Here is a 17,721-nt window from a genome sequence, read left to right on the forward strand (position 1 = left end):
CCGTTTGGCCCGGATCGGGGGGCGTGCGGGGAAGCCGCCGTCTTTGCTCCCGACATTTCCGGGCTCCCGAGAGGTCCCAGGTTACCAAGAGATCCCAGTTTGCCAGGCGATCCCGGGTTCCTGACGATCCGCAAAGAAGTGGACCGGCTCCATGGCTCCGAACAACAGACATTCCGCGGGAATGCCGTCGCAGCGGCAGCTTCGCGTCGGCGAACTGGTGCGCAAGGAAGTCTCCGACATCCTGGCGCGCGGCACGCTGGCCGATCCGGCCCTCGACGGCACCATCATCTCCGTGCCGGAGGTGCGCATGACGCCGGACCTGCGGCTCGCCAACTGCCTGGTGATGCCGCTCGGCGGCCGTGATGCCGAGCGTGTCATCGAGGCGCTCAACCGCAGCGCCCGCATCATCCGCCGCGATCTGGCGCGCCGGCTGACGATGAAATTCCTGCCCGACCTGCGCTTCGTCCTCGACACCCGCTTCGACGACGACGACCGCATCAACGCGCTGCTGTCCCGCGACGAGGTGCGCCGCGACCTTGCCGAGGACGAGGCGGACGAGACGGACGAGGCTTCCGACGACGCCCCCGGCGAGACCCCCGAAGACGCCCCCGAAGACGCCCCCGACGACGCCCCCGATCAGGGTGGACGCTAGGCGCATGGCACGACGCAGGAAGGCGGCCCGCAACCGCATCGACGGTTGGCTGGTGCTCGACAAGCCGGTCGGCATCACCTCCAACGAGGCGTTGACGCGGCTGAAGAAGATCCTCCACCCGGAGAAGGTCGGCCATGCCGGCACGCTCGACCCGCTCGCCTCCGGCCTGCTGCCGGTGGCCTTCGGTGAGGCGACCAAGACCGTGTCCTTCGCCATGGACGGGCGCAAGGTCTACCGCTTCACCGTCCGCTGGGGCGAGGCGACGGAGACCGACGACACCGAAGGGCCGGTCGTCGCGACCAGCGACGCGCGCCCGGCTGCGGCCGAGATCGCCGCGGTGCTGGCGGAGTTCACCGGCACGATCCTCCAGGTTCCGCCGAAATATTCGGCGATCAAGGTGGACGGCGCGCGCGCCTATGACCTTGCCCGCGGCGGCGAGGAGGTCGAGCTTGCGGCGCGCGAGATCGACATCCACCGGCTCGACCTTGTCGACTGCCCCGACCGCGACCACGCGGTGTTCGAGGCGGAATGCGGCAAGGGCACTTATGTGCGCGCGCTCGCCCGCGACATCGCGGAGCGGCTCGGCACCTGCGGCCATGTTGCCGCCTTGCGGCGCCTTGTCGTCGGTCCTTTCGACGAGGAGGACATGATTCCGCTGGAAACTCTGGAGGAGTTGGGGCAATGTGCGCCCGGCATGGGCCTGACCGAGGCCCATGCCGATTTCATTCTGCCTGTAGAGACCGCGCTGGACGACATCCCGGCGCTGGCCGTCAGCCGGCAGGATGCCGCCCGCCTCCGACGGGGGCAGGGCGTTTTGCTGCGCGGGCGGGATGCCCCGGCGTTTTCGGGCCTCGTGTCAGTGACCACTCAGGGAGAACTGGTGGCGATCGGCGAGATCGAGCGCGGGGAACTCTTGCCGCGGCGCGTCTTCAATCTCGCTCCGGACATGTCCGGGGCGGACATCGTTGAAAGGACATGACCGATGTCGATTACCGCTGAACGCAAGGCGGAACTGATCAAGGAATACGCGATCAAGGACGGGGATACGGGCTCTGCCGACGTGCAGGTCGCCATTCTTTCCGAGCGGATCGCCAACCTGACCGAACACTTCAAGAGCCATGGCAAGGACAACCATTCCCGCCGCGGCCTGCTGAAGATGGTGAGCCAGCGCCGGTCGCTTCTCGACTACCTGAAGAAGACCGACGAGGGCCGCTATCAGGACCTGATCAAGCGTCTCGGCCTGCGCCGCTAACCGGTACGGGCAACGCGGCGTCCGCAAGGGCGCCGCGTTCGCGCATCTGCCGCCGGACTGGCGGCGAAAGACGGTCATGGGGCAGGATAGCAGGCGGCTTGAACGCACCGGCATCGCGCCGGGCGGGCACGAGCCTCCTGCTGTCTTGCCCATGGCGCGTCGCTTGAATGGCGCAGCCGGCACGATGCCGTCTCCGCCTGCCCATGGGAGCAGCCCGGGCCGCATATGGATGCGGGCCGGGTGACCGAAATAGGATAACAACATGTTCGATATTCATCGCGTGGAAGTCGATTGGGGCGGACGCCCGCTGGTGCTGGAGACGGGCAAGATCGCCCGCCAGGCCGACGGCGCCGTGCTCGCCACCTATGGCGAGACCAAGGTGCTGGCCACCGTGGTCGCCGCCAAGGAGCCGAAGCCCGGCCAGGACTTCTTCCCGCTGACCGTGAACTACCAGGAAAAGGCCTTCGCCGCCGGCAAGATCCCGGGCGGCTTCTTCAAGCGCGAGGGCCGTCCGTCCGAGCACGAGACGCTGACCTCGCGCCTGATCGACCGGCCGATCCGCCCGCTCTTCGTCGACGGCTTCAAGTGCGACACCCAGGTGATCGCCACCGTCCTGTCGCATGACATGGAGAACGCGCCGGACATTCTGGCGATGGTCGCCGCGTCGGCCGCGCTGACGATCTCCGGCGTTCCCTTCATGGGCCCGATCGGCGGCGCCCGCGTCGGCATGATCAACGGCGAGTTCGTGCTCAATCCGCTGATCGACGACATGCCGGAATCCGCCCTCGACCTGATCGTCGCCGGCACCGGCGAGGCGGTTCTGATGGTGGAATCGGAGGCCAAGGAGCTCTCCGAGGACGACATGCTGAAGGCCGTGATGTTCGGCTTCAAGGGCTTCCAGCCGGTGATCGACGCGATCATCAAGCTGGCCGAGACCGCTGCCCGCGAGCCGCGCGATCTCAACCTGCCGGATCACTCGGCGCTTGCCGCCCGCATCAAGGAGCTGGCCGCCGGCGACCTGACGGCCGCCTATGCCATCCGCGAGAAGACCGAGCGCCGCAACGCCATCGACGCCGCCAAGGCCAAGACGGTCGAGACGCTGGCCGGCGAGGCCGGTGACGGCGGCATCGACAAGGTCGTCGTCGGCGGCCTGTTCAAGGACCTGGAGGCGGAGATCGTCCGCGGCGCCATCCTCGACAAGGGCGAGCGCATCGACGGCCGCGACCTGAAGACGGTCCGCCCGATCGTCTCGGAGGCCGGCATCCTGCCGCGCACCCATGGCTCGGCCCTGTTCACCCGCGGCGAGACCCAGGCGCTCGTCGTCGCGACGCTCGGCACCAACGACGACGAGCAGTTCGTCGACGCGCTGGAGGGGACCTACAAGTCCGCCTTCATGCTGCACTACAACTTCCCGCCCTACTCGGTCGGCGAGACCGGCCGCATGGGTTCGCCCGGCCGCCGCGAGATCGGCCATGGCAAGCTCGCCTGGCGCGCCGTGCGCCCGCTCCTGCCGGCGCATCACGAGTTCCCCTACACGCTGCGCGTCGTGTCCGAGGTCACCGAATCCAACGGCTCCTCGTCGATGGCGACCGTCTGCGGCACCTCGCTGGCCCTGATGGATGCCGGCGTGCCGCTGAAGGCGCCGGTGGCCGGCATCGCCATGGGTTTGATCAAGGAAGGCGACCGTTTCGCGGTGCTCTCCGACATTCTCGGCGATGAGGATCACCTCGGCGACATGGACTTCAAGGTGGCCGGCACCACCAACGGCATCACCTCGCTGCAGATGGACATCAAGATCGACGGCATCACCGAGGAGATCATGCGTGTCGCACTCGGCCAGGCGCGCGACGGCCGCATCCACATCCTCGGCGAGATGTCGCAGGCCCTGTCCGAGGCCCGCGCCGAGCTCGGCGAGCATGCCCCGCGCATCGAGGTGCTGAAGATCCCGGTCGACAAGATCCGTGAAGTCATCGGCTCCGGCGGCAAGGTCATCCGCGAGATCGTCGAGAAGACTGGCGCCAAGGTCAACATCGAGGACGACGGCACCGTCAAGGTCGCCTCGGCCGACGGCAAGGCGATCAAGGCGGCGATCAACTGGATCAACTCCATCGCCGCCGAGCCGGAAGTCGGCATGATCTACGAGGGCCGCGTCGTCAAGACCGTCGACTTCGGCGCCTTCGTCAACTTCTTCGGCGCCAAGGACGGCCTCGTCCACATCTCCCAGCTTGCCCCGCAGAAGGTCGCCAAGACCACCGACGTGGTCAAGGAAGGCGACAAGGTCTGGGTCAAGCTGATGGGCTTCGACGAGCGCGGCAAGGTCCGCCTGTCGATGAAGGTCGTCGACCAGGAGACCGGCAAGGAGCTCGCCGCGGAGGACTGAGCCTTCGCGGGCGGCTTTCGCCCGTCTCCACGACAAAGCGATACGGGCCGGACCTCGCGTCCGGCCCACCGCTCTCTGACAGATCACAGAAAGATCGCTGACAGACCCGCCGGTTTCGGCGGGTTTTGTTTTGCTCGGGCCTCACGAGCCGGAGGGTGCCTCCTTGCCGGCCGCCAGGCGGGCGAGGATCCCGGCGACCGTCATCGCCACGTCGCCCCCGGCCGCGACCCGCAGCCAGCCCGGATAGGCGATCTGCCGTTGGAGCTGCCGCGCCAGGATGTCGCCGGTCGCGTCGGAGGGGCCGCTGGTCCGGCGCTCGACCCGCTGCCGCAGGGTTTGCGGGTCGGCATCGAGCCACAGGCCGAGAAACGGCACGCCGGCCGCGGCTGCCGCCGCCGCGATCCCCGCCCGGTCGGCCGGCCGCTCGAACACCGCCTCGGCGATCGCCGCCCCGCCCTGGCGCAGGACCAGCGCGGCGCGCCGCTCCATCTCCCGGTAGACCCTGTCCGACACCTCCGCCCGATAGGCCTCGGCCGGCAGGCGCGTTTCGGCCGGCACCCCGTGCATCGCCTTGCGGATCCTGTCGCTCTCGATGATCCGCGCCCCCGGCGGCGCGCCGAGATGGGCGGCGAGCGCTTCCGTCACGGTGGTCTTGCCGGAGCCGCTGAGGCCGGCGATGGCGACACAGCGCGGCGGCTGCGGGTGCAGCAGCGCGCCCGCCAGCTCGAAATAGCCGCGCGCCGCCTCGGTGAGCCCTTCCGCCCCGCCGCCCTCCTCGATCTGGGTCGCGGTGACATGCGCCCGCACCGCCGCCCGCACCGCCATGAAGAAGGGCAGCAGGGCGAAGCCCTCGTCGTCGCCGGTCTCGTCGAGATACTGGTTCATGACGAGATTGGCGAGGTCGGCGAACCCGTGATGCCACAGGTCCATCAGCAGGAAGGCGAGGTCGTAGAGCACGTCGATGGTGGCGATGTCCTCGCTGAACTCGATACAGTCGAAGAGCTGCGGCGTGCCGTCGATCAGGCAGATGTTGCGCAGGTGCAGGTCGCCGTGGCAGCGCCGGACCCGGCCCTCCCGCGCGCGGGCGTCGAGCAGCTCGGCCTGGCCGGCCAGCGCCGCGCGGAAGGCTTGGGTGAGGGTCGCCGTCTCCGCCTCGCCGAAGACATGGCTGGTGGCGAAGCCCGCTTCGTTGATGTCGAGCACCCCGGCCATCAGGGCGGCGCCGCCGCGCCCCCGCGCCGCCGGCGTCTCGCGGTGGAAGCGGGCGATCATCCGCGCCGTCTCGCGCATCAGGGCCGGGGTCAGCCGGCCGGCGCGGGCCATCCGGTCCAGCAGGCAATCCTGGTCGAAGCGCGCCATCTCCACCACCGCGTCGACCAGCCGCCCGGCGCCGTCCAGCACCAGCCGGCCGTCGGCCTCCTCGGTGATCCGGCGACAGCCGAGGTAAAGTCCCGGCGCGGTCCTGGAATTCAGCTCCACTTCGGCGGCGCAGGCGGCGAGGCGCAACTCCGGCGTCGAGAAGTCGACATAGGGCAGCTTCACCGCCCGCTTCATCTTCCAGGCCCGCTCGCCGGCCAGCACCACATGCGAGATATGGGTCTCGATGACCTCGACCGGCCCCGGCATGTCGGCCAGCAGGGCCATCGCTGCGCTCTGGTCGTCGACGATCATCCGTTCCGCCTTTCGCCGTTGCCCGGCATCGCGATGCCAGAGGACCGCTGGGGCCCCCGCGCTCGCCCGCGCGTCCGGCACGATGGAGCAAAGCTCAGCCCGGCGTGATGAAAACTCAGCAGAACGGATCGGGCTTCTGTGGTCAAGTGTCCCGGCGGTCGCACCACGCGGGCGGACCGGAAGCACGAGCGAGGCAATGGAACCCACGACACTGGCGGCGCTCGCCATCTATGCCTTCGTGATGTCGATCACGCCGGGCCCCAACAACCTGATGCTGACGACCTCCGGCCTGATCTTCGGCATGGCGCGGACCTGGCCGCATATTCTCGGCATTCCCTTCGGCGTCGCGGTGCAGCTTTCCGCCGTCGGCGCCGGCCTTGGCGCGGTCTTCGCGCTCGAGCCGCGGCTGCAGGTCGCCTTGAAGCTGGTCGGCACCCTGTATCTGCTCTGGCTGGCGGCCAAGCTCTGGCGCGCGGCCGAACTCAGCGATGCCTCGATGGCCGCGCCCATCAGCTTCTTCCAGGCCGCCGCCTTTCAGTTCGTCAATCCCAAGGCCTGGCTGATCGCCGTCACCGTCATCGCCGCCTTCGTCGCGCCGGGCGAGGGCTATGTCGGGCGGCTGGCGCTGGTGTGTCTTGTCTTCGCGGTGGTCGGCATTCCCTGCATGTCGGTCTGGGCGGCGTTCGGGGCGGGCCTGCGCAAGGTGCTGCGCGATCCCCGCAAGCTGCTCATGGTCAACCGGACGATGGCCGGCCTCGCCGCGCTGACCGCCGGCCTGTTCTGGCTGTGAGCGCTGTCATGGAGGTGGTCGAAGCGGACGCGGACACGGTCTATACTTGGGGCGACGCCTGCCTCGGCTGGCGCCTGCTGGAGCTGGACGGGCTGCAATTGCGTCAGGAACGGATGCCGCCGGGAGCGCGGGAAGAGCCGCATGAGCATCGCCGCGCCCGCCAGGTGTTCTATGTGCTGGAGGGAGAAATGACCCTGGTCACGCCGCAGGCGGTGCTGCGCGCCGGCCCGCGCCAGGGGCTGCATGTGCCGCCCGGACAGCCGCACTGGGTCCGCAACGACGGCGCGGCCGACCTGGTTTTCCTCCTCGTCTCGGCGCCCTCGACCGCCGGCGACCGGCTGCCGGTCGACCCTGCCGGCTGGCCGGTGCCCACGCTCCCCTCGCATCCGCAAACGGCAGAAGGTGACAGCCGATGACCCCGATCGTTCGACCCGAAAACCTGTCGCTGCAGACCCAGCGCCATGGCGAGAGCTTCGAGGCGCGCATGGCCTCGATCGCCGCCCCGTTCGGCGCCCGCCGGCTCGGCGCCCGCTATGTGGAAGTGCCGGCCGGCAAGCGGGCCTGGCCGTACCATTGCCACCACGCCAATGACGAGATGTTCGTGATTCTCTCCGGCACCGGCCGGCTGCGCTATGGCGGGGGGGGGCATGCGCTGCGCGCCGGCGATGTCGTCGTCTGCCCGGCCGGCGGGCCGGCCACCGCGCATCAGTTGATCGCCGATGACGACGGACCGCTGCGCTATCTCGCCGTCAGCAGCATGCATGAGCCGGACGTGATGGAATATCCCGACAGCGGCAAGCTGGTCGCCTTCGCCGGGGCGGCGCCGGGCGGCGACAAGGCGGCCCGGCGGCTGGAGGTCGTGCTGCGCCGGGACGCCGTCGTCGACTACTGGGCCGGAGAAGGGGAGGCAGAAGGAGAGGCGGAGGCAGAGGCGGAAAGAGGCGAGGGTGGCTGACCGGCAGCCTCGGCCAGCAGCCAGCTCCGCAGGTTGCGGATGCGCCGGTCGCGCTGCAGCGCCGGCGGATAGCACAGATGGTAGCCGGCATCGGCGGCGAGCGTGTGGTCGAACAGCCGGGCGAGGCGTCCGGCGGCCATGTCCTGGCCGGCGATCTCCAGGCCCGCCAGCGTCACGCCGGCCCCGTCGATCGCCGCCTTCAGCCCGAGCCCGGACGAATCGACCAGCGTCACCGCCGCCGGGCGCAGCGGCCCGCCCGGCAGTCCGGCGTTCCAGCGCTCGAACGCCTCGCGCCGGTTCTGCGACAGGAACAGGATGCTGCGGCCGATCTGCCGCCGGGCGCTCTCCTCGTCCGGCCGGACAAGGCCGGGGGCGCCGAGCAGGCCGAGGCTCTCCTCGAACAGCAGGTCCGAGATCACCCCCGGCCAGGAGCCGCGCCCGTGGCGGACGGCGGCGTCGGCGGCGCCCGCCGGCAGGTCGACGCTGGCCTGGCCGGTCGAAATCAGCAGCTCGAAGCCGGCCCGCGCGAAGGGATAGCGCGTCAGGCGCGGCGACAGCCAGTGCGCCGCGAAGGTCGGCAGCATCGACAGCCGCAGCGGCCCGAGCTTGCGCTCGCTCTTCAGCAGCCCCACCGCCTCGGCGATGCGGCCGAAGCCGGCGGTGAGTTCGGGCGACAGCGCCTGGCCGGTCTCGGTCAGTTCCAGCCGCGGCCCGACCCGGCGCATCAGCTCGACCCCCAGCACCGTTTCCAGCGCCCGCAACTGATGGCTGATGGCGGAGGGCGTCACGCCGATCTCCCCCGCCGCCGCCTTGATCGACAGATGCCGTGCCGCCGCCTCGAAGGCGCGCAGCGCCGTGAGCGGCGCGGCAAGCCGCATCGCCCTCTCTGTCGCTGTCCTGTCTGCTGTTGTCCTGTCCACCGGGCGCGGCGGGACCAGGGTCGGGGCGGCAAAGGCGGAGTGCGCGTCCTGGCGCATGGCGGTGGTCCGGTCGGCTGCGGGGGAAAGCGGGACTTTCATGACGGGCCATGCTATGGGCTGTGACACTTCGTTAAAACAGCAAAAGTGTCACGTTACACTCCGGGAGTTCGCATGCGCCTGCAATCGCCCTGGCACCCGCGTCTGGCCGAGATCGACGGCTCGCCCGCCGAACGGCTCGATGCCGCCCTGTCGCAGGACATCCTGTCCGGGGCTCTGCCGGTCGGCGCCCGCCTGCCGGCGCAGCGCGATCTCGCCTGGCGCCTCGGCATCGGTCTCGGCACGGTGACCAAGGCCTATGCCATGCTGGAGCGGCGCGGGCTGCTGCGCTCCGAGCGCGGCGCCGGAACCTTCGTCGCCGCGACGGCGGCGCGGCATGGCGACTTCATCGACCTGTCGCGCAACGTGCCGCCGTCGGCCGTCGGCGAGAGGCTGCCGGGGCGCACCCTTGCGGCGCTGGCAAGGCGCATCGATGCCGAGATGCTCAGCACCTATCCGCCGGTCGCCGGCCATCCCCGCTTCCGCAACGAGCTGGCCCGCTGGTTCCGCCGCCTCGGCATGGAGGCCGATCCCGCCTGCCTGCTTCTGACCGGCGGCGCCCAGCATGCGCTGGCCGTCGCCCTCACCACCGTCTGCGGTCCCGGCGGCACGCTGGTGGTGGAGGCGCAGACCTATCCCGGCGTGCTGGCGCTCGCCAGGCATCTCGGCCTGCGCGTCGTCGGCGTCGCCATGGACGGGCAGGGCATGCGGCCAGAGGCTCTCGATGAGGCTCTCGACGAGGCGCTGGGGCGGGCTCTGAAGGACGCGGGGGGAGGCGGCACCGCCGTCTATCTGACGCCGACCATGCAGAACCCGACCACCGGCTCGATGGACCGGGGCCGCCGCGACGCGATCGTCGCGCTGTGCCGCGCCCGCGACGTCATGCTGATCGAGGACGATGTCTACCGGCTGGTGCCGGAGCCGGACTTTCCCCCGCTCGCCAGCCTCGCCCCCGAGCGGGTCTTCTATGTCAACAGCCTGTCGAAGACGCTCAACCCGGCGCTGCGCATCGGCGGGCTGGTGGTGCCGCCGGCCTGGTTCGAGCGGGCGGAGGCGGCGCTCCATGCCAGCGGCCTGATGATCTCGCCGCTCGGCTGCGCGGTGATGGAGCAATGGGTGCTGGACGGCACGGCGGAGGCGATCGGCGCGGCAATCCGCGAGGAGGCGCGGCGCCGCCGGGCGCTGGCTTCCGCGATCCTCGGCCCGGCCCTGCGCGAGGCCCGCCATGTCGGCTATCATGTCTGGCTGCCGCTCGCCCCGCCGCTGGCGGCGGCGCTGGAGGTGGCGGCGCGGGCGCTCGGGGTTCTGGTCACCCCGCCCGAGTCCACTCGGGCCGCCTCAACCCTCATCGCGCCGGATCCGGCCGCCTCCGGCGTGCGCCTGTGCATCGGCGGTCCGGCGCCGGACGATCTGGAGGCGGCCCTGCGCGCCATTGCCGGCCTTCTCGGCAATCTCGGCGCACCCGCGCCCGCCCGCCCCGTCCTTGCCTGAGCGCCTTGTCAGCCGAGCAGCGCGTCGAGCGTCTCGCCGAGCAGGCGCACCATCTCGGCCAGTTCCGCGCCCGTTGCCGTATAGGGCGGGGCGAGCAGCACATGGTCGCCCGCCTCCCCGTCCACCGTGCCGGCGCCGGGATAGCACAACAGCCCGCGCGCCTGCGCCTCGCGCTTGATTGTAGCGGCAAGCTGCCGCTCGGGCGCGAAGGGGGCCTTGCTGTCGCGGTCGGCGACCAGTTCCAGCGCGAAGAAGAAGCCGCGCCCGCGAATGTCGCCGACATGCGGATGCTGGCCGAAGCGCGCCTCCAGCAGCGCCCGCACTAGCCGCTCCTCGGCCTGGACCTTCTCCACCAGCTTCTCGCGGCGGATGATCTTCTGCGTCGCCAGCGCCCCGGCACAGGCGACCGGGTGGCCGACGAACGTATGCCCGTGCTGGAACGCGCCCGACCCGTCCGCGAAAGCGGCATGGACATGCCCGCCGACCAGCACCGCGCCGAGCGGCAGGAAGCCCGCCCCCAGCCCCTTGGCGACCGTCATCAGGTCCGGGGCGATGCCTTCGGCAAGACAGGCATGCAAGGAGCCGGTGCGGCCCATGCCGCACATCACCTCGTCGAGGATCAGCAACACCCCGTGCCGGTCGCAGATCTCGCGGATCCGGCGGAAATAGCCGGGCGCCGGCGGCACCGCGCCGAGCGTTGCCCCCGACACGGTCTCGGCGATGAAGGCGGAGACGGTGCCCGGCCCCAGCTCCAGGATCTTCGCCTCCAGCTCGTCGGCGGCGCGCAACCCATAGTCTTCCGCGCTCTCGCCCTCCTGCCGGCCGCGATAGGCATGGCAGGGCGAGATGTGATGCATGTCGATGAGGAGGTCGGCATAGGCGGCGCGGCGCGCCCGGTTGCCCCCCGCCGACAGGGCGCCGAGCGTGTTGCCGTGATAGCTCTGCCAGCGGCTGATCACATGCCGGCGCGCCGGCTCGCCGCGCTCGCGGTGATACTGATGCGCCATCTTCAGCGCGCATTCCACCGCCTCCGAGCCGCTCAGCACGAAATAGACCTTGTCGAGCCCGCGCGGCGCCCCCTCGACCAGCAGGTCGGCCAGCTCTTCCGCCGGTTCGCTGGTGAAGAAGCCGCTATGGGCATAGGCGAGGCGCCCGGCCTGCGCGGCGATGGCCTCCGCCACTTCCTGCTGGCTGTGGCCGAGGCAGGAGACGGCAGCGCCGCCGCAGGCGTCGAGATAGCGCCGCCCGTCGCTCCCCAGGATGTAGCTGCCCTCGCCGGCGACGGCGAGCGGCGGGGTGGCGCGGGCGGATCGGTGGAAGACGTGGCTCATCGCGGGACCTTTGCGGAAAGCGGCAGGCGGGCAGGCGGCAGGCGGAAAGCGGCAGGCGGATCGGCCGGGGCGATGCGGCCGTCGATTGACAGCGGTCCGGATTCGCCCCTAGGATCATCCGCATAGTGAACACAAATCCGCTAAACGGACAAGCCTGTGGCGCGACAGCCCCGATTTTCTCCCGATCCCCTCCACCCGACCAGAAAGAGAGCGTGATGCGGCGTCTGGCGATTGCGCGGCTGTGGCATGAGGCCAATGCCTTTTCCCCCGTTCCCACCGGCCTTGAGAGCTTTCGCCGGCGCGAGTGGCAGGCGGGGCCGCAAGCGCGCGCGGCCTATCGCGGCACGGCGACGGAGATGGGCGGGACGGTCGCCTTTCTCGACGCCCGGCCGGACTGGCAGGGCGTGTTCCTGCGCTGCACCTCGGCCCCGCCCGGCGGCTTTGTCGAGCAGGCAGCGCTCGATGCCATCCATGACGAGATCGTCGCGGGCCTTGCCCGCGAGATGGCGCAGGCGCCGCTCGATGCGGTCTATGTCTCGCTGCACGGCGCCCTTGCCGGCACGCGCGACCCTGGCCCCGACCGCACGCTGCTTGCCCGCATCCGCGCCGCGATCGGCCCCCTTGTGCCGCTCGCCGTCAGTTTCGACCTGCATGCCTGCCTCGATCCGCGCAGCGCCGAAAGCGCCGACATCGTCGTCGGCTACAAGACCTATCCCCATGTCGACATGGTTGAGACGGCGGAAAAGGCCCTCGGCCTCCTTGAGCGGATGGTGCAGGGCGAGCGCTTCCGCTCGCTGATCCTGCCGGTGCCGATGCTGCCGCCCAGCCATTCCATGCGCACCGACGGCGAGCCGATGGGCGGGCTCGTCCGCCTGGCGGCCGAGCGCGAGGCGGAGGCCGGCCTTGCCGATGTCACCGTCTTCGGCGGCTTCGCCTATGCCGACACGCCCTGGACCTCGGCCGCCATCACCGTCTGCCACCGCGACGAGGACGATGGCGAGGGCGAGGGGGCCGGGGAGGGCGCCCGCGCCAGCGCCCGTGCCGTGGCGCAAGGGATGGCGGACGCGCTGCTGCGCTGCCATGGCGCCTTCCTGCCCGATCTGCCGGGAGCCGCCGAAGGCCTGGCGCGCGCCACTCGCCTGCTGGAGACCGGCACCCGCTGGCCGGTCGCGGTCTTGGAAAATTCCGACAATCCGCTGTCGGGCGGCGCCGGCGACACGCCGGGCCTGTTCCGCGCCCTTGTCGAGGCGGCGCCGCCCTGGCCGGCGCTGTTCGCCAGCTTCTGCGATCCCGATCTCGTCGCCCGCGCCCATGAGCTGGGCGCCGGTGCCCGGCTGGAGGCCGCTCTCGGCGGGCGGCTCGGCACGGCCTTCGGCCCGCCGGTGCCGTTTTCGGGCGAGATCGTCCGCCTCACCGACGGGCGCTTCGTCAACACCGGGCCGATGGAGCGCGGCCGGCCGGAGGCGGTCGGCCGCACCGTGCTGCTGCGCGCCGGCAATGTGTCGGTGGTGGTCGCCGAGACCGCCCAGAGCGTCAACGATCCGGCCTGGGCCGCCCTGCACGGCATCGACCTTGGAGAGGTCGCCCTGTTCTGCACCAAGGCCAAGAACCATTTCCGCGCCGCCTTCGGCACGTTTTGCGGCGCCATCATCGATGTCGACACGCCCGGCCCGGCCCCGGCGGATCTGACCAGCCTGCCCTATCGCCATGTGCCGGCGAGCTTCCTCCGCCCCGACGCCCCACCTGAGTGCTGGATCCTGTCATGAGTGCTTCGTCTTCCTTCGACGCCGTCATCATCGGCGGCGGCCATAACGGTCTCACCTGCGCCGGCTATCTTGCCCGCGCCGGCCTGCGGGTCGCGGTGGTCGAGCGCCGCGCCATCGTCGGCGGCGCCTGCGTCACCGAGGAGTTCCATCCCGGTTTCCGCAATTCCTCCTGCGCCTATCTGGTCGGCCTGCTGGCGCCGGAGGTGATCGCCGATCTGGAGCTGCACCGGCACGGGCTGGAGATCCTGGAGCGCGAGGGCGGCACCTTGAGCGTGCTGCCCGACGGGCGGTCCATCGAGCTGCTCGGCGACAAGGCGGCGGTGATGCAGCAACTGGCTGCCGAAAGTCCGTCCGACGCCAAGGCCTATGCGGAGCTTTCCGCCCTGCTCGACGTCTCGGCGACGGTGATGCGGGCGATCGCCCGCGAGCGGCCGCCGGAACTGACCGGCGGCTGGGGCGAACTGCTGCAGAGCGGCCGGGTCGGCTGGCACCTGCGGCACTTCAGCCGCGAGCAGCGCGCCGGCTTTGCCGACCTGATGCTGAAGAGCCTTGCCGATTTCCTGAACGAGCGGTTCGACAGCGAGGCGTTCAAGGGCATCTACGGCTTCAAGGGGCTGGTCGGCAACATGGTCAGCCCCTCGGCACTCGGCTCGGCCTATGTGCTGCTCCACCACGTCTTCGGCGAGGTCAACGGCAAGCGCGGCAAGTGGGGCCAGCCGCGCGGCGGCATGGGCGGCATCACACAGGCGATGCAGAAGTCGCTGGAAGCGCGCGGCGGCGTCGTCCATCTGGGGCGCGGCGTGCGCGAGGTGATCGTCGAGAAGGGCCGCGCCGCCGGCGTCGCGCTGGACGACGGCACCGTGCTGCGCGCGCGCATCCTTGCCTCCAGCGTCAATCCGCGCCTGCTGTTCCTGAAGATGCTGGACAGCAGCCTGCTCGACAGCGCCTTCCTGCGCCGGCTGCGCAACTGGCGCTGCCGCTCGGGCACCTTCCGCATGAATGTCGCGCTCTCCGAACTGCCGGACTTCATCGCCCGCCCGGGGCGCGAGATGCAGCGCCACCATGCCGGCACCATCGCCATCGCCCCCTCGCTCGGCTATCTGGAGACCGCCTATGACGAGGCCCGCCATCGCGGCTGGTCGCGCCGGCCGGTCGTCTCCATGTGCATCCCGACCGCCGTCGAGCCGGAACTGGCGCCGAAGGGGCAGCACATTGCCGGCCTGTTCTGCCAGCATTTCAACCCGGACCTGCCCGAGGGCGCCTCCTGGGACGATCACCGCGACGAGGTGGCGAAGCTGGTGATCGATACGATCGGCGACTATGCACCGAATTTCCCCGCCTCGGTGCTCGGCTACAGCGCGCTGACACCGCTCGATCTGGAGACCGAATACGGCCTTGTCGGCGGCGACATCTTCCATGGCGAGATGCATCTCGACCAGTTGTTCAGCCTGCGCCCGGCCGCCGGCCATGCCGCCTATACCAGCCCGGTCAAGGGCCTGTTCCAATGCGGCTCCGGCACCCATCCCGGCGGCGGCGTCACCGGCCTGCCGGGGCGCAACGCGGCGCGGGAGATCCTCAAGCGGCGCCGGGAGTTCGTCTAGCGAACACTCGTGCGTCATGCTAACGAGGGTCGCACGGGATGATTCTTGGAAAGGGCCGCCATGGCGCAGGACGATGTCGAGGACCTTGCGGACGCGCAGGCGGACACCAGCTCCGATTTCGTGCGCTCGCTGGCCCGCGGCCTTGCCGTCATCAAGGCGTTCGACCGCTTCACCCCGGCGATGACCCTGAGCGAGGTGGCGCGCAAGACCGGCCTGCCGCGCGCTGCCGCCGGCCGCTTCCTGAAGACGCTGGTGACGCTCGAATATGCCAGCTTCGACGGGCGCGACTATCGCCTGCGGCCGCGGGTGCTGGAGCTGGGCATGGCCTATTTCAGCTCCTTCTCCTTCATCGAGATCGCCAATCCGATCCTCGAGGCGGCGGCCAAGCAGGCCGAGGAGCCGTGCTCCATGGGCGTGCTCGACGGCGCCGAGGTGGTCTATGTCGCCCGCCACACCGCCAACCGGATGATGTCGATCAGCATCGCGCTGGGCAACCGCTACCCGGCCACCTCCACCTCGCTCGGCCGGGTGCTGCTTGGCGGCCTGCCCGATGCCGAGCTCGACGCGCTGCTTGCCCGCTCTGAGATCCGCCAGGTCACGCCGCTCACCGTCACCGACCGCCATGCGCTGCGCGAAATGATCCTCAAGGGCCGCTCCGACGGCTACTGCACCGCCGAGGGCCAGCTCGAGGTCGGTATCCGCTCCATCGCCGTGCCGGTGCGCGGGCGCGACGGACGCGTCATCGCGGCGATCAACATGGGCGTGCCGGCGACCCGCCACACCATGGAAAGCCTTGTCTCGCAGCTCCTGCCGGTGCTGCGCTCGGCCGCTTCCGAGATCGAATTCGCGATCCGCTCGCGGCCCTGAGCCGCGCGTCCCCCATCTTTCCCCGTCCTGTCGTTTCCCGCTAGCCCGCGCCGTCGGCGCGCGCGCCTGCCTTTGCGCATCTGCCTGCCCGCCTCTGCCCGCCCCTGCGCGCCTGCCCGTGTTCGCCTGTCTGTGTTCGCCTGCCGCCCGTTTGTTCGGGCGCTTGACAGCCTCGCTATTCCTTCCTAACGTGTGCGCACAGTGAACGCATGACCGCCAAGCGAACAAAACGGATCGCAAGGCGGTCGCACCGGGAGGGCTGCATGACCGACGGGACGCCGATCGTCGTTGACGACCTGCACAAGCGCTTCAACCAGTTGGAGGTGCTGAAGGGCATTTCGCTGCGGGCGGAAAAGGGCGACGTCATCTCGATCATCGGCGCGAGCGGCTCGGGCAAGAGCACCTTCCTGCGCTGCATCAACCTTTTGGAGCGCTATGACAGCGGCTCGATCCGCGTCTTCGGCGAGGAGCTGAAGGTCGGGCCGAAGGGTCGCGTCGACAACCGCCAGGCGGACCGGGTCCGCCGCCGCGTCGGCATGGTGTTCCAGGACTTCAACCTGTGGAGCCACCGCACCATCCTGGAAAACCTCATCGAGGGCCCGGTGCATGTGCTCGGCCGGCCGCGCGCCGAGGCGGTGGAGCAGGCGGAAGCCCTGCTCGACAAGGTCGGCATCCACGACAAGCGCGGCCATTACCCTGCGCATCTGTCCGGCGGCCAGCAGCAGCGCGCGGCCATCGCCCGCGCCCTTGCCATGGACCCGGACGTGCTGCTGTTCGACGAGCCCACCTCGGCGCTCGATCCCGAACTCGTCGGCGAGGTGCTGCGCGTCATGCGCGCGCTCGCCGAGGAGCACCGGACGATGATCATCGTCACCCATGAGATGCGCTTCGCGCGCGACGTCTCCTCGAAGGTCGTGTTCCTGCACCAGGGCCGCGTCGAGGAGGAGGGAACCCCGGCACAGGTCTTCGGCGATCCCGCCTCCGACCGCTGCCGGCAATTCGTCCGGCAGTCCTTCGAGGCCGCCTGACCCGCATCCACGGCCGCCCCATCGACCGACCAACCAGAGGAAGAACAAGACAATGACAACGCTGCGCATGAAATTCGCCACGCTGCTCGCCGCCTGCGGCCTCGGCCTTGCCGCTTCGGCGGCGCAGGCCCAAACCCAGACCCAGACGCTGCGCATCGCCACCGAGGGCGCCTATCCCCCGTTCAACTTCGTCGACGCCAAGGGCGAGCTGCAGGGCTTCGATGTGGAGATCGCCAAGGCGCTCTGCACTGAGATGAAGGTCGAATGCACCATCTCGGCCCAGGCCTGGGACGGCATCATTCCCGGCCTCAATGCCGGCCAGTACGACGCCATCGTCGCCAGCATGTCGATCACCCCGGCGCGGCTCGAGGCGGTGAACTTCACCAAGCCCTATTACCAGGCCGGCGCCGTGCTGGTCGCCCCCAAGGCTTCCGACCTTGCCCCGACCGCCGAGAGCCTTGCCGGCAAGTCGCTCGGCGTGCAGCGCGCCAGCACCTATGCCGCGCTGATCGACGCCCGCTTCCCGAAAGCCGACGTGCGCCTCTACGACAAGGTCGAGAACCACAATCTCGACCTCGTCACCGGGCGCATCGACGGGGTCGTCGCGCAGCGCATCGCCATGTCGAAGTGGCTGGAGTCCGACGACGGCGCCGCCTTCGAGATCAAGGGCGAGGCGATGCTCGACCCTGAGATCCTCGGCCTCGGCGCCGGCATCGCCGTGCGCAAGGACGACACCGACCTGCTCGCCCGGCTCGACGCGGCGCTCGCCACCATCAAGGCGAACGGCGTCTATGACGAGATCAACGACCGCTTCTTCCCCTTCAGCATGAAGCCGGCCGACTGATCGCAGTCGCGACGTCGCGGCGCGGCCGGGCCCGGACCCCGGCCGCGTCTTCCGCTTTTCCAGCCAATCGCAGGACC

Annotated in this window: 16 protein-coding genes; 13 read left to right on the forward strand and 3 right to left on the reverse strand. The window is 70.2% G+C overall.

Going from position 1 to position 17,721, the window contains the following annotated elements:
• Positions 1 to 181: 181 nt before the first annotated feature.
• The 4 genes from rbfA to pnp all read left to right on the forward strand — a co-directional run bounded on the left by rbfA (position 182) and on the right by pnp (position 4,284).
• On the forward strand, positions 182 to 652 hold the full coding sequence (gene rbfA, locus TSB10P1A_RS14125) for a 30S ribosome-binding factor RbfA (RefSeq protein ID WP_371515101.1): 471 nt from the start codon (positions 182 to 184) through the stop codon (positions 650 to 652).
• Between the two features lie 4 nt (positions 653 to 656).
• Positions 657 to 1,631: a tRNA pseudouridine(55) synthase TruB gene (truB, locus tag TSB10P1A_RS14130; RefSeq protein ID WP_186388581.1), complete on the forward strand. Its 975-nt coding sequence runs from the start codon at positions 657 to 659 to the stop codon at positions 1,629 to 1,631.
• Between the two features lie 3 nt (positions 1,632 to 1,634).
• On the forward strand, positions 1,635 to 1,904 hold the full coding sequence (gene rpsO / locus TSB10P1A_RS14135; protein ID WP_186388582.1) for a 30S ribosomal protein S15: 270 nt from the start codon (positions 1,635 to 1,637) through the stop codon (positions 1,902 to 1,904).
• Between the two features lie 262 nt (positions 1,905 to 2,166).
• On the forward strand, positions 2,167 to 4,284 hold the full coding sequence (pnp, locus tag TSB10P1A_RS14140; protein WP_186388583.1) for a polyribonucleotide nucleotidyltransferase: 2,118 nt from the start codon (positions 2,167 to 2,169) through the stop codon (positions 4,282 to 4,284).
• Between the two features lie 141 nt (positions 4,285 to 4,425).
• Here pnp and TSB10P1A_RS14145 read toward each other — a convergent pair whose 3' ends face one another.
• Positions 4,426 to 5,955, reverse strand: a complete 1,530-nt coding sequence (locus TSB10P1A_RS14145; RefSeq protein ID WP_186388584.1) for a bifunctional aminoglycoside phosphotransferase/ATP-binding protein — start codon at positions 5,953 to 5,955, stop codon at positions 4,426 to 4,428.
• A gap of 196 nt (positions 5,956 to 6,151) precedes the next feature.
• Between TSB10P1A_RS14145 and TSB10P1A_RS14150 the strand changes: the two genes are divergently transcribed.
• From TSB10P1A_RS14150 to TSB10P1A_RS14160, 3 genes are read left to right on the forward strand one after another with little or no spacing between them, the layout of a single operon-like run.
• A complete protein-coding gene (locus TSB10P1A_RS14150; RefSeq protein ID WP_186388585.1) occupies positions 6,152 to 6,745 on the forward strand; it encodes a LysE family translocator in 594 nt (197 codons plus the stop codon).
• Between the two features lie 8 nt (positions 6,746 to 6,753).
• A complete protein-coding gene (locus TSB10P1A_RS14155; protein ID WP_186388586.1) occupies positions 6,754 to 7,161 on the forward strand; it encodes a cupin domain-containing protein in 408 nt (135 codons plus the stop codon).
• Positions 7,158 to 7,700, forward strand: coding sequence for a cupin domain-containing protein (locus tag TSB10P1A_RS14160; RefSeq protein ID WP_186388587.1), 543 nt, complete (start codon positions 7,158 to 7,160; stop codon positions 7,698 to 7,700). Before TSB10P1A_RS14155 ends, TSB10P1A_RS14160 begins: the two co-directional genes overlap by 4 nt.
• Here the strand turns inward: TSB10P1A_RS14160 and TSB10P1A_RS14165 are convergent.
• Positions 7,631 to 8,578, reverse strand: a complete 948-nt coding sequence (locus TSB10P1A_RS14165; RefSeq protein WP_186388588.1) for a LysR substrate-binding domain-containing protein — start codon at positions 8,576 to 8,578, stop codon at positions 7,631 to 7,633. The two genes, TSB10P1A_RS14160 and TSB10P1A_RS14165, sit on opposite strands and share 70 nt — an antisense overlap.
• Before the next feature lie 213 nt (positions 8,579 to 8,791).
• On the opposite strand from TSB10P1A_RS14165, the gene TSB10P1A_RS14170 reads away from it, so the two are divergent.
• Positions 8,792 to 10,207 (forward strand): PLP-dependent aminotransferase family protein, encoded by a 1,416-nt coding sequence (locus TSB10P1A_RS14170; protein ID WP_186388589.1) that lies wholly within the window; start codon positions 8,792 to 8,794, stop codon positions 10,205 to 10,207.
• Between the two features lie 8 nt (positions 10,208 to 10,215).
• Here the strand turns inward: TSB10P1A_RS14170 and TSB10P1A_RS14175 are convergent, their stop codons facing one another.
• The gene (locus tag TSB10P1A_RS14175; RefSeq protein WP_186388590.1) at positions 10,216 to 11,538 is read right to left on the reverse strand and encodes an aspartate aminotransferase family protein; all 1,323 of its coding nucleotides are present in this window, start codon (positions 11,536 to 11,538) and stop codon (positions 10,216 to 10,218) included.
• Positions 11,539 to 11,753: 215 nt separating this feature from the next.
• Here TSB10P1A_RS14175 and TSB10P1A_RS14180 point away from each other — a divergent pair, with 215 nt between their 5' ends.
• The 5 genes from TSB10P1A_RS14180 (at position 11,754) to TSB10P1A_RS14200 (ending at position 17,644) form a co-directional block, all read left to right on the forward strand.
• Positions 11,754 to 13,304, forward strand: a complete 1,551-nt coding sequence (locus TSB10P1A_RS14180) for a M81 family metallopeptidase (RefSeq protein ID WP_186388591.1) — start codon at positions 11,754 to 11,756, stop codon at positions 13,302 to 13,304.
• A complete protein-coding gene (locus TSB10P1A_RS14185) occupies positions 13,301 to 14,905 on the forward strand; it encodes an NAD(P)/FAD-dependent oxidoreductase (protein ID WP_186388592.1) in 1,605 nt (534 codons plus the stop codon). Before TSB10P1A_RS14180 ends, TSB10P1A_RS14185 begins: the two co-directional genes overlap by 4 nt.
• Before the next feature lie 60 nt (positions 14,906 to 14,965).
• Positions 14,966 to 15,772 (forward strand): IclR family transcriptional regulator C-terminal domain-containing protein, encoded by an 807-nt coding sequence (locus tag TSB10P1A_RS14190; protein WP_186388593.1) that lies wholly within the window; start codon positions 14,966 to 14,968, stop codon positions 15,770 to 15,772.
• A gap of 263 nt (positions 15,773 to 16,035) precedes the next feature.
• Positions 16,036 to 16,800, forward strand: a complete 765-nt coding sequence (locus tag TSB10P1A_RS14195) for an ABC transporter ATP-binding protein (protein ID WP_186388594.1) — start codon at positions 16,036 to 16,038, stop codon at positions 16,798 to 16,800.
• Positions 16,801 to 16,852: 52 nt separating this feature from the next.
• Positions 16,853 to 17,644, forward strand: coding sequence for a transporter substrate-binding domain-containing protein (locus TSB10P1A_RS14200; protein ID WP_244293122.1), 792 nt, complete (start codon positions 16,853 to 16,855; stop codon positions 17,642 to 17,644).
• The last annotated feature ends 77 nt before the right edge of the window (positions 17,645 to 17,721 follow it).

Origin of the sequence: Stappia sp. TSB10P1A (assembly GCF_900185725.1) — a bacterium.
Classification (GTDB): Bacteria; Pseudomonadota; Alphaproteobacteria; order Rhizobiales; family Stappiaceae; genus Stappia.

Bases quoted from the DNA above. Each gene is read 5' to 3' on its own strand.
- rbfA (WP_371515101.1), top strand. From the start codon at position 182: ATGCCGTCGCAGCGGCAGCTTCGCGTCGGCGAACTGGTGCGCAAGGAA.
- truB (WP_186388581.1), top strand. From the start codon at position 657: ATGGCACGACGCAGGAAGGCGGCCCGCAACCGCATCGACGGTTGGCTG.
- rpsO (WP_186388582.1), top strand. From the start codon at position 1,635: ATGTCGATTACCGCTGAACGCAAGGCGGAACTGATCAAGGAATACGCG.
- pnp (WP_186388583.1), top strand. From the start codon at position 2,167: ATGTTCGATATTCATCGCGTGGAAGTCGATTGGGGCGGACGCCCGCTG.
- TSB10P1A_RS14145 (WP_186388584.1), bottom strand. From the start codon at position 5,955: ATGATCGTCGACGACCAGAGCGCAGCGATGGCCCTGCTGGCCGACATG.
- TSB10P1A_RS14150 (WP_186388585.1), top strand. From the start codon at position 6,152: ATGGAACCCACGACACTGGCGGCGCTCGCCATCTATGCCTTCGTGATG.
- TSB10P1A_RS14155 (WP_186388586.1), top strand. From the start codon at position 6,754: ATGGAGGTGGTCGAAGCGGACGCGGACACGGTCTATACTTGGGGCGAC.
- TSB10P1A_RS14160 (WP_186388587.1), top strand. From the start codon at position 7,158: ATGACCCCGATCGTTCGACCCGAAAACCTGTCGCTGCAGACCCAGCGC.
- TSB10P1A_RS14165 (WP_186388588.1), bottom strand. From the start codon at position 8,578: ATGCGGCTTGCCGCGCCGCTCACGGCGCTGCGCGCCTTCGAGGCGGCG.
- TSB10P1A_RS14170 (WP_186388589.1), top strand. From the start codon at position 8,792: ATGCGCCTGCAATCGCCCTGGCACCCGCGTCTGGCCGAGATCGACGGC.
- TSB10P1A_RS14175 (WP_186388590.1), bottom strand. From the start codon at position 11,538: ATGAGCCACGTCTTCCACCGATCCGCCCGCGCCACCCCGCCGCTCGCC.
- TSB10P1A_RS14180 (WP_186388591.1), top strand. From the start codon at position 11,754: ATGCGGCGTCTGGCGATTGCGCGGCTGTGGCATGAGGCCAATGCCTTT.
- TSB10P1A_RS14185 (WP_186388592.1), top strand. From the start codon at position 13,301: ATGAGTGCTTCGTCTTCCTTCGACGCCGTCATCATCGGCGGCGGCCAT.
- TSB10P1A_RS14190 (WP_186388593.1), top strand. From the start codon at position 14,966: ATGGCGCAGGACGATGTCGAGGACCTTGCGGACGCGCAGGCGGACACC.
- TSB10P1A_RS14195 (WP_186388594.1), top strand. From the start codon at position 16,036: ATGACCGACGGGACGCCGATCGTCGTTGACGACCTGCACAAGCGCTTC.
- TSB10P1A_RS14200 (WP_244293122.1), top strand. From the start codon at position 16,853: ATGACAACGCTGCGCATGAAATTCGCCACGCTGCTCGCCGCCTGCGGC.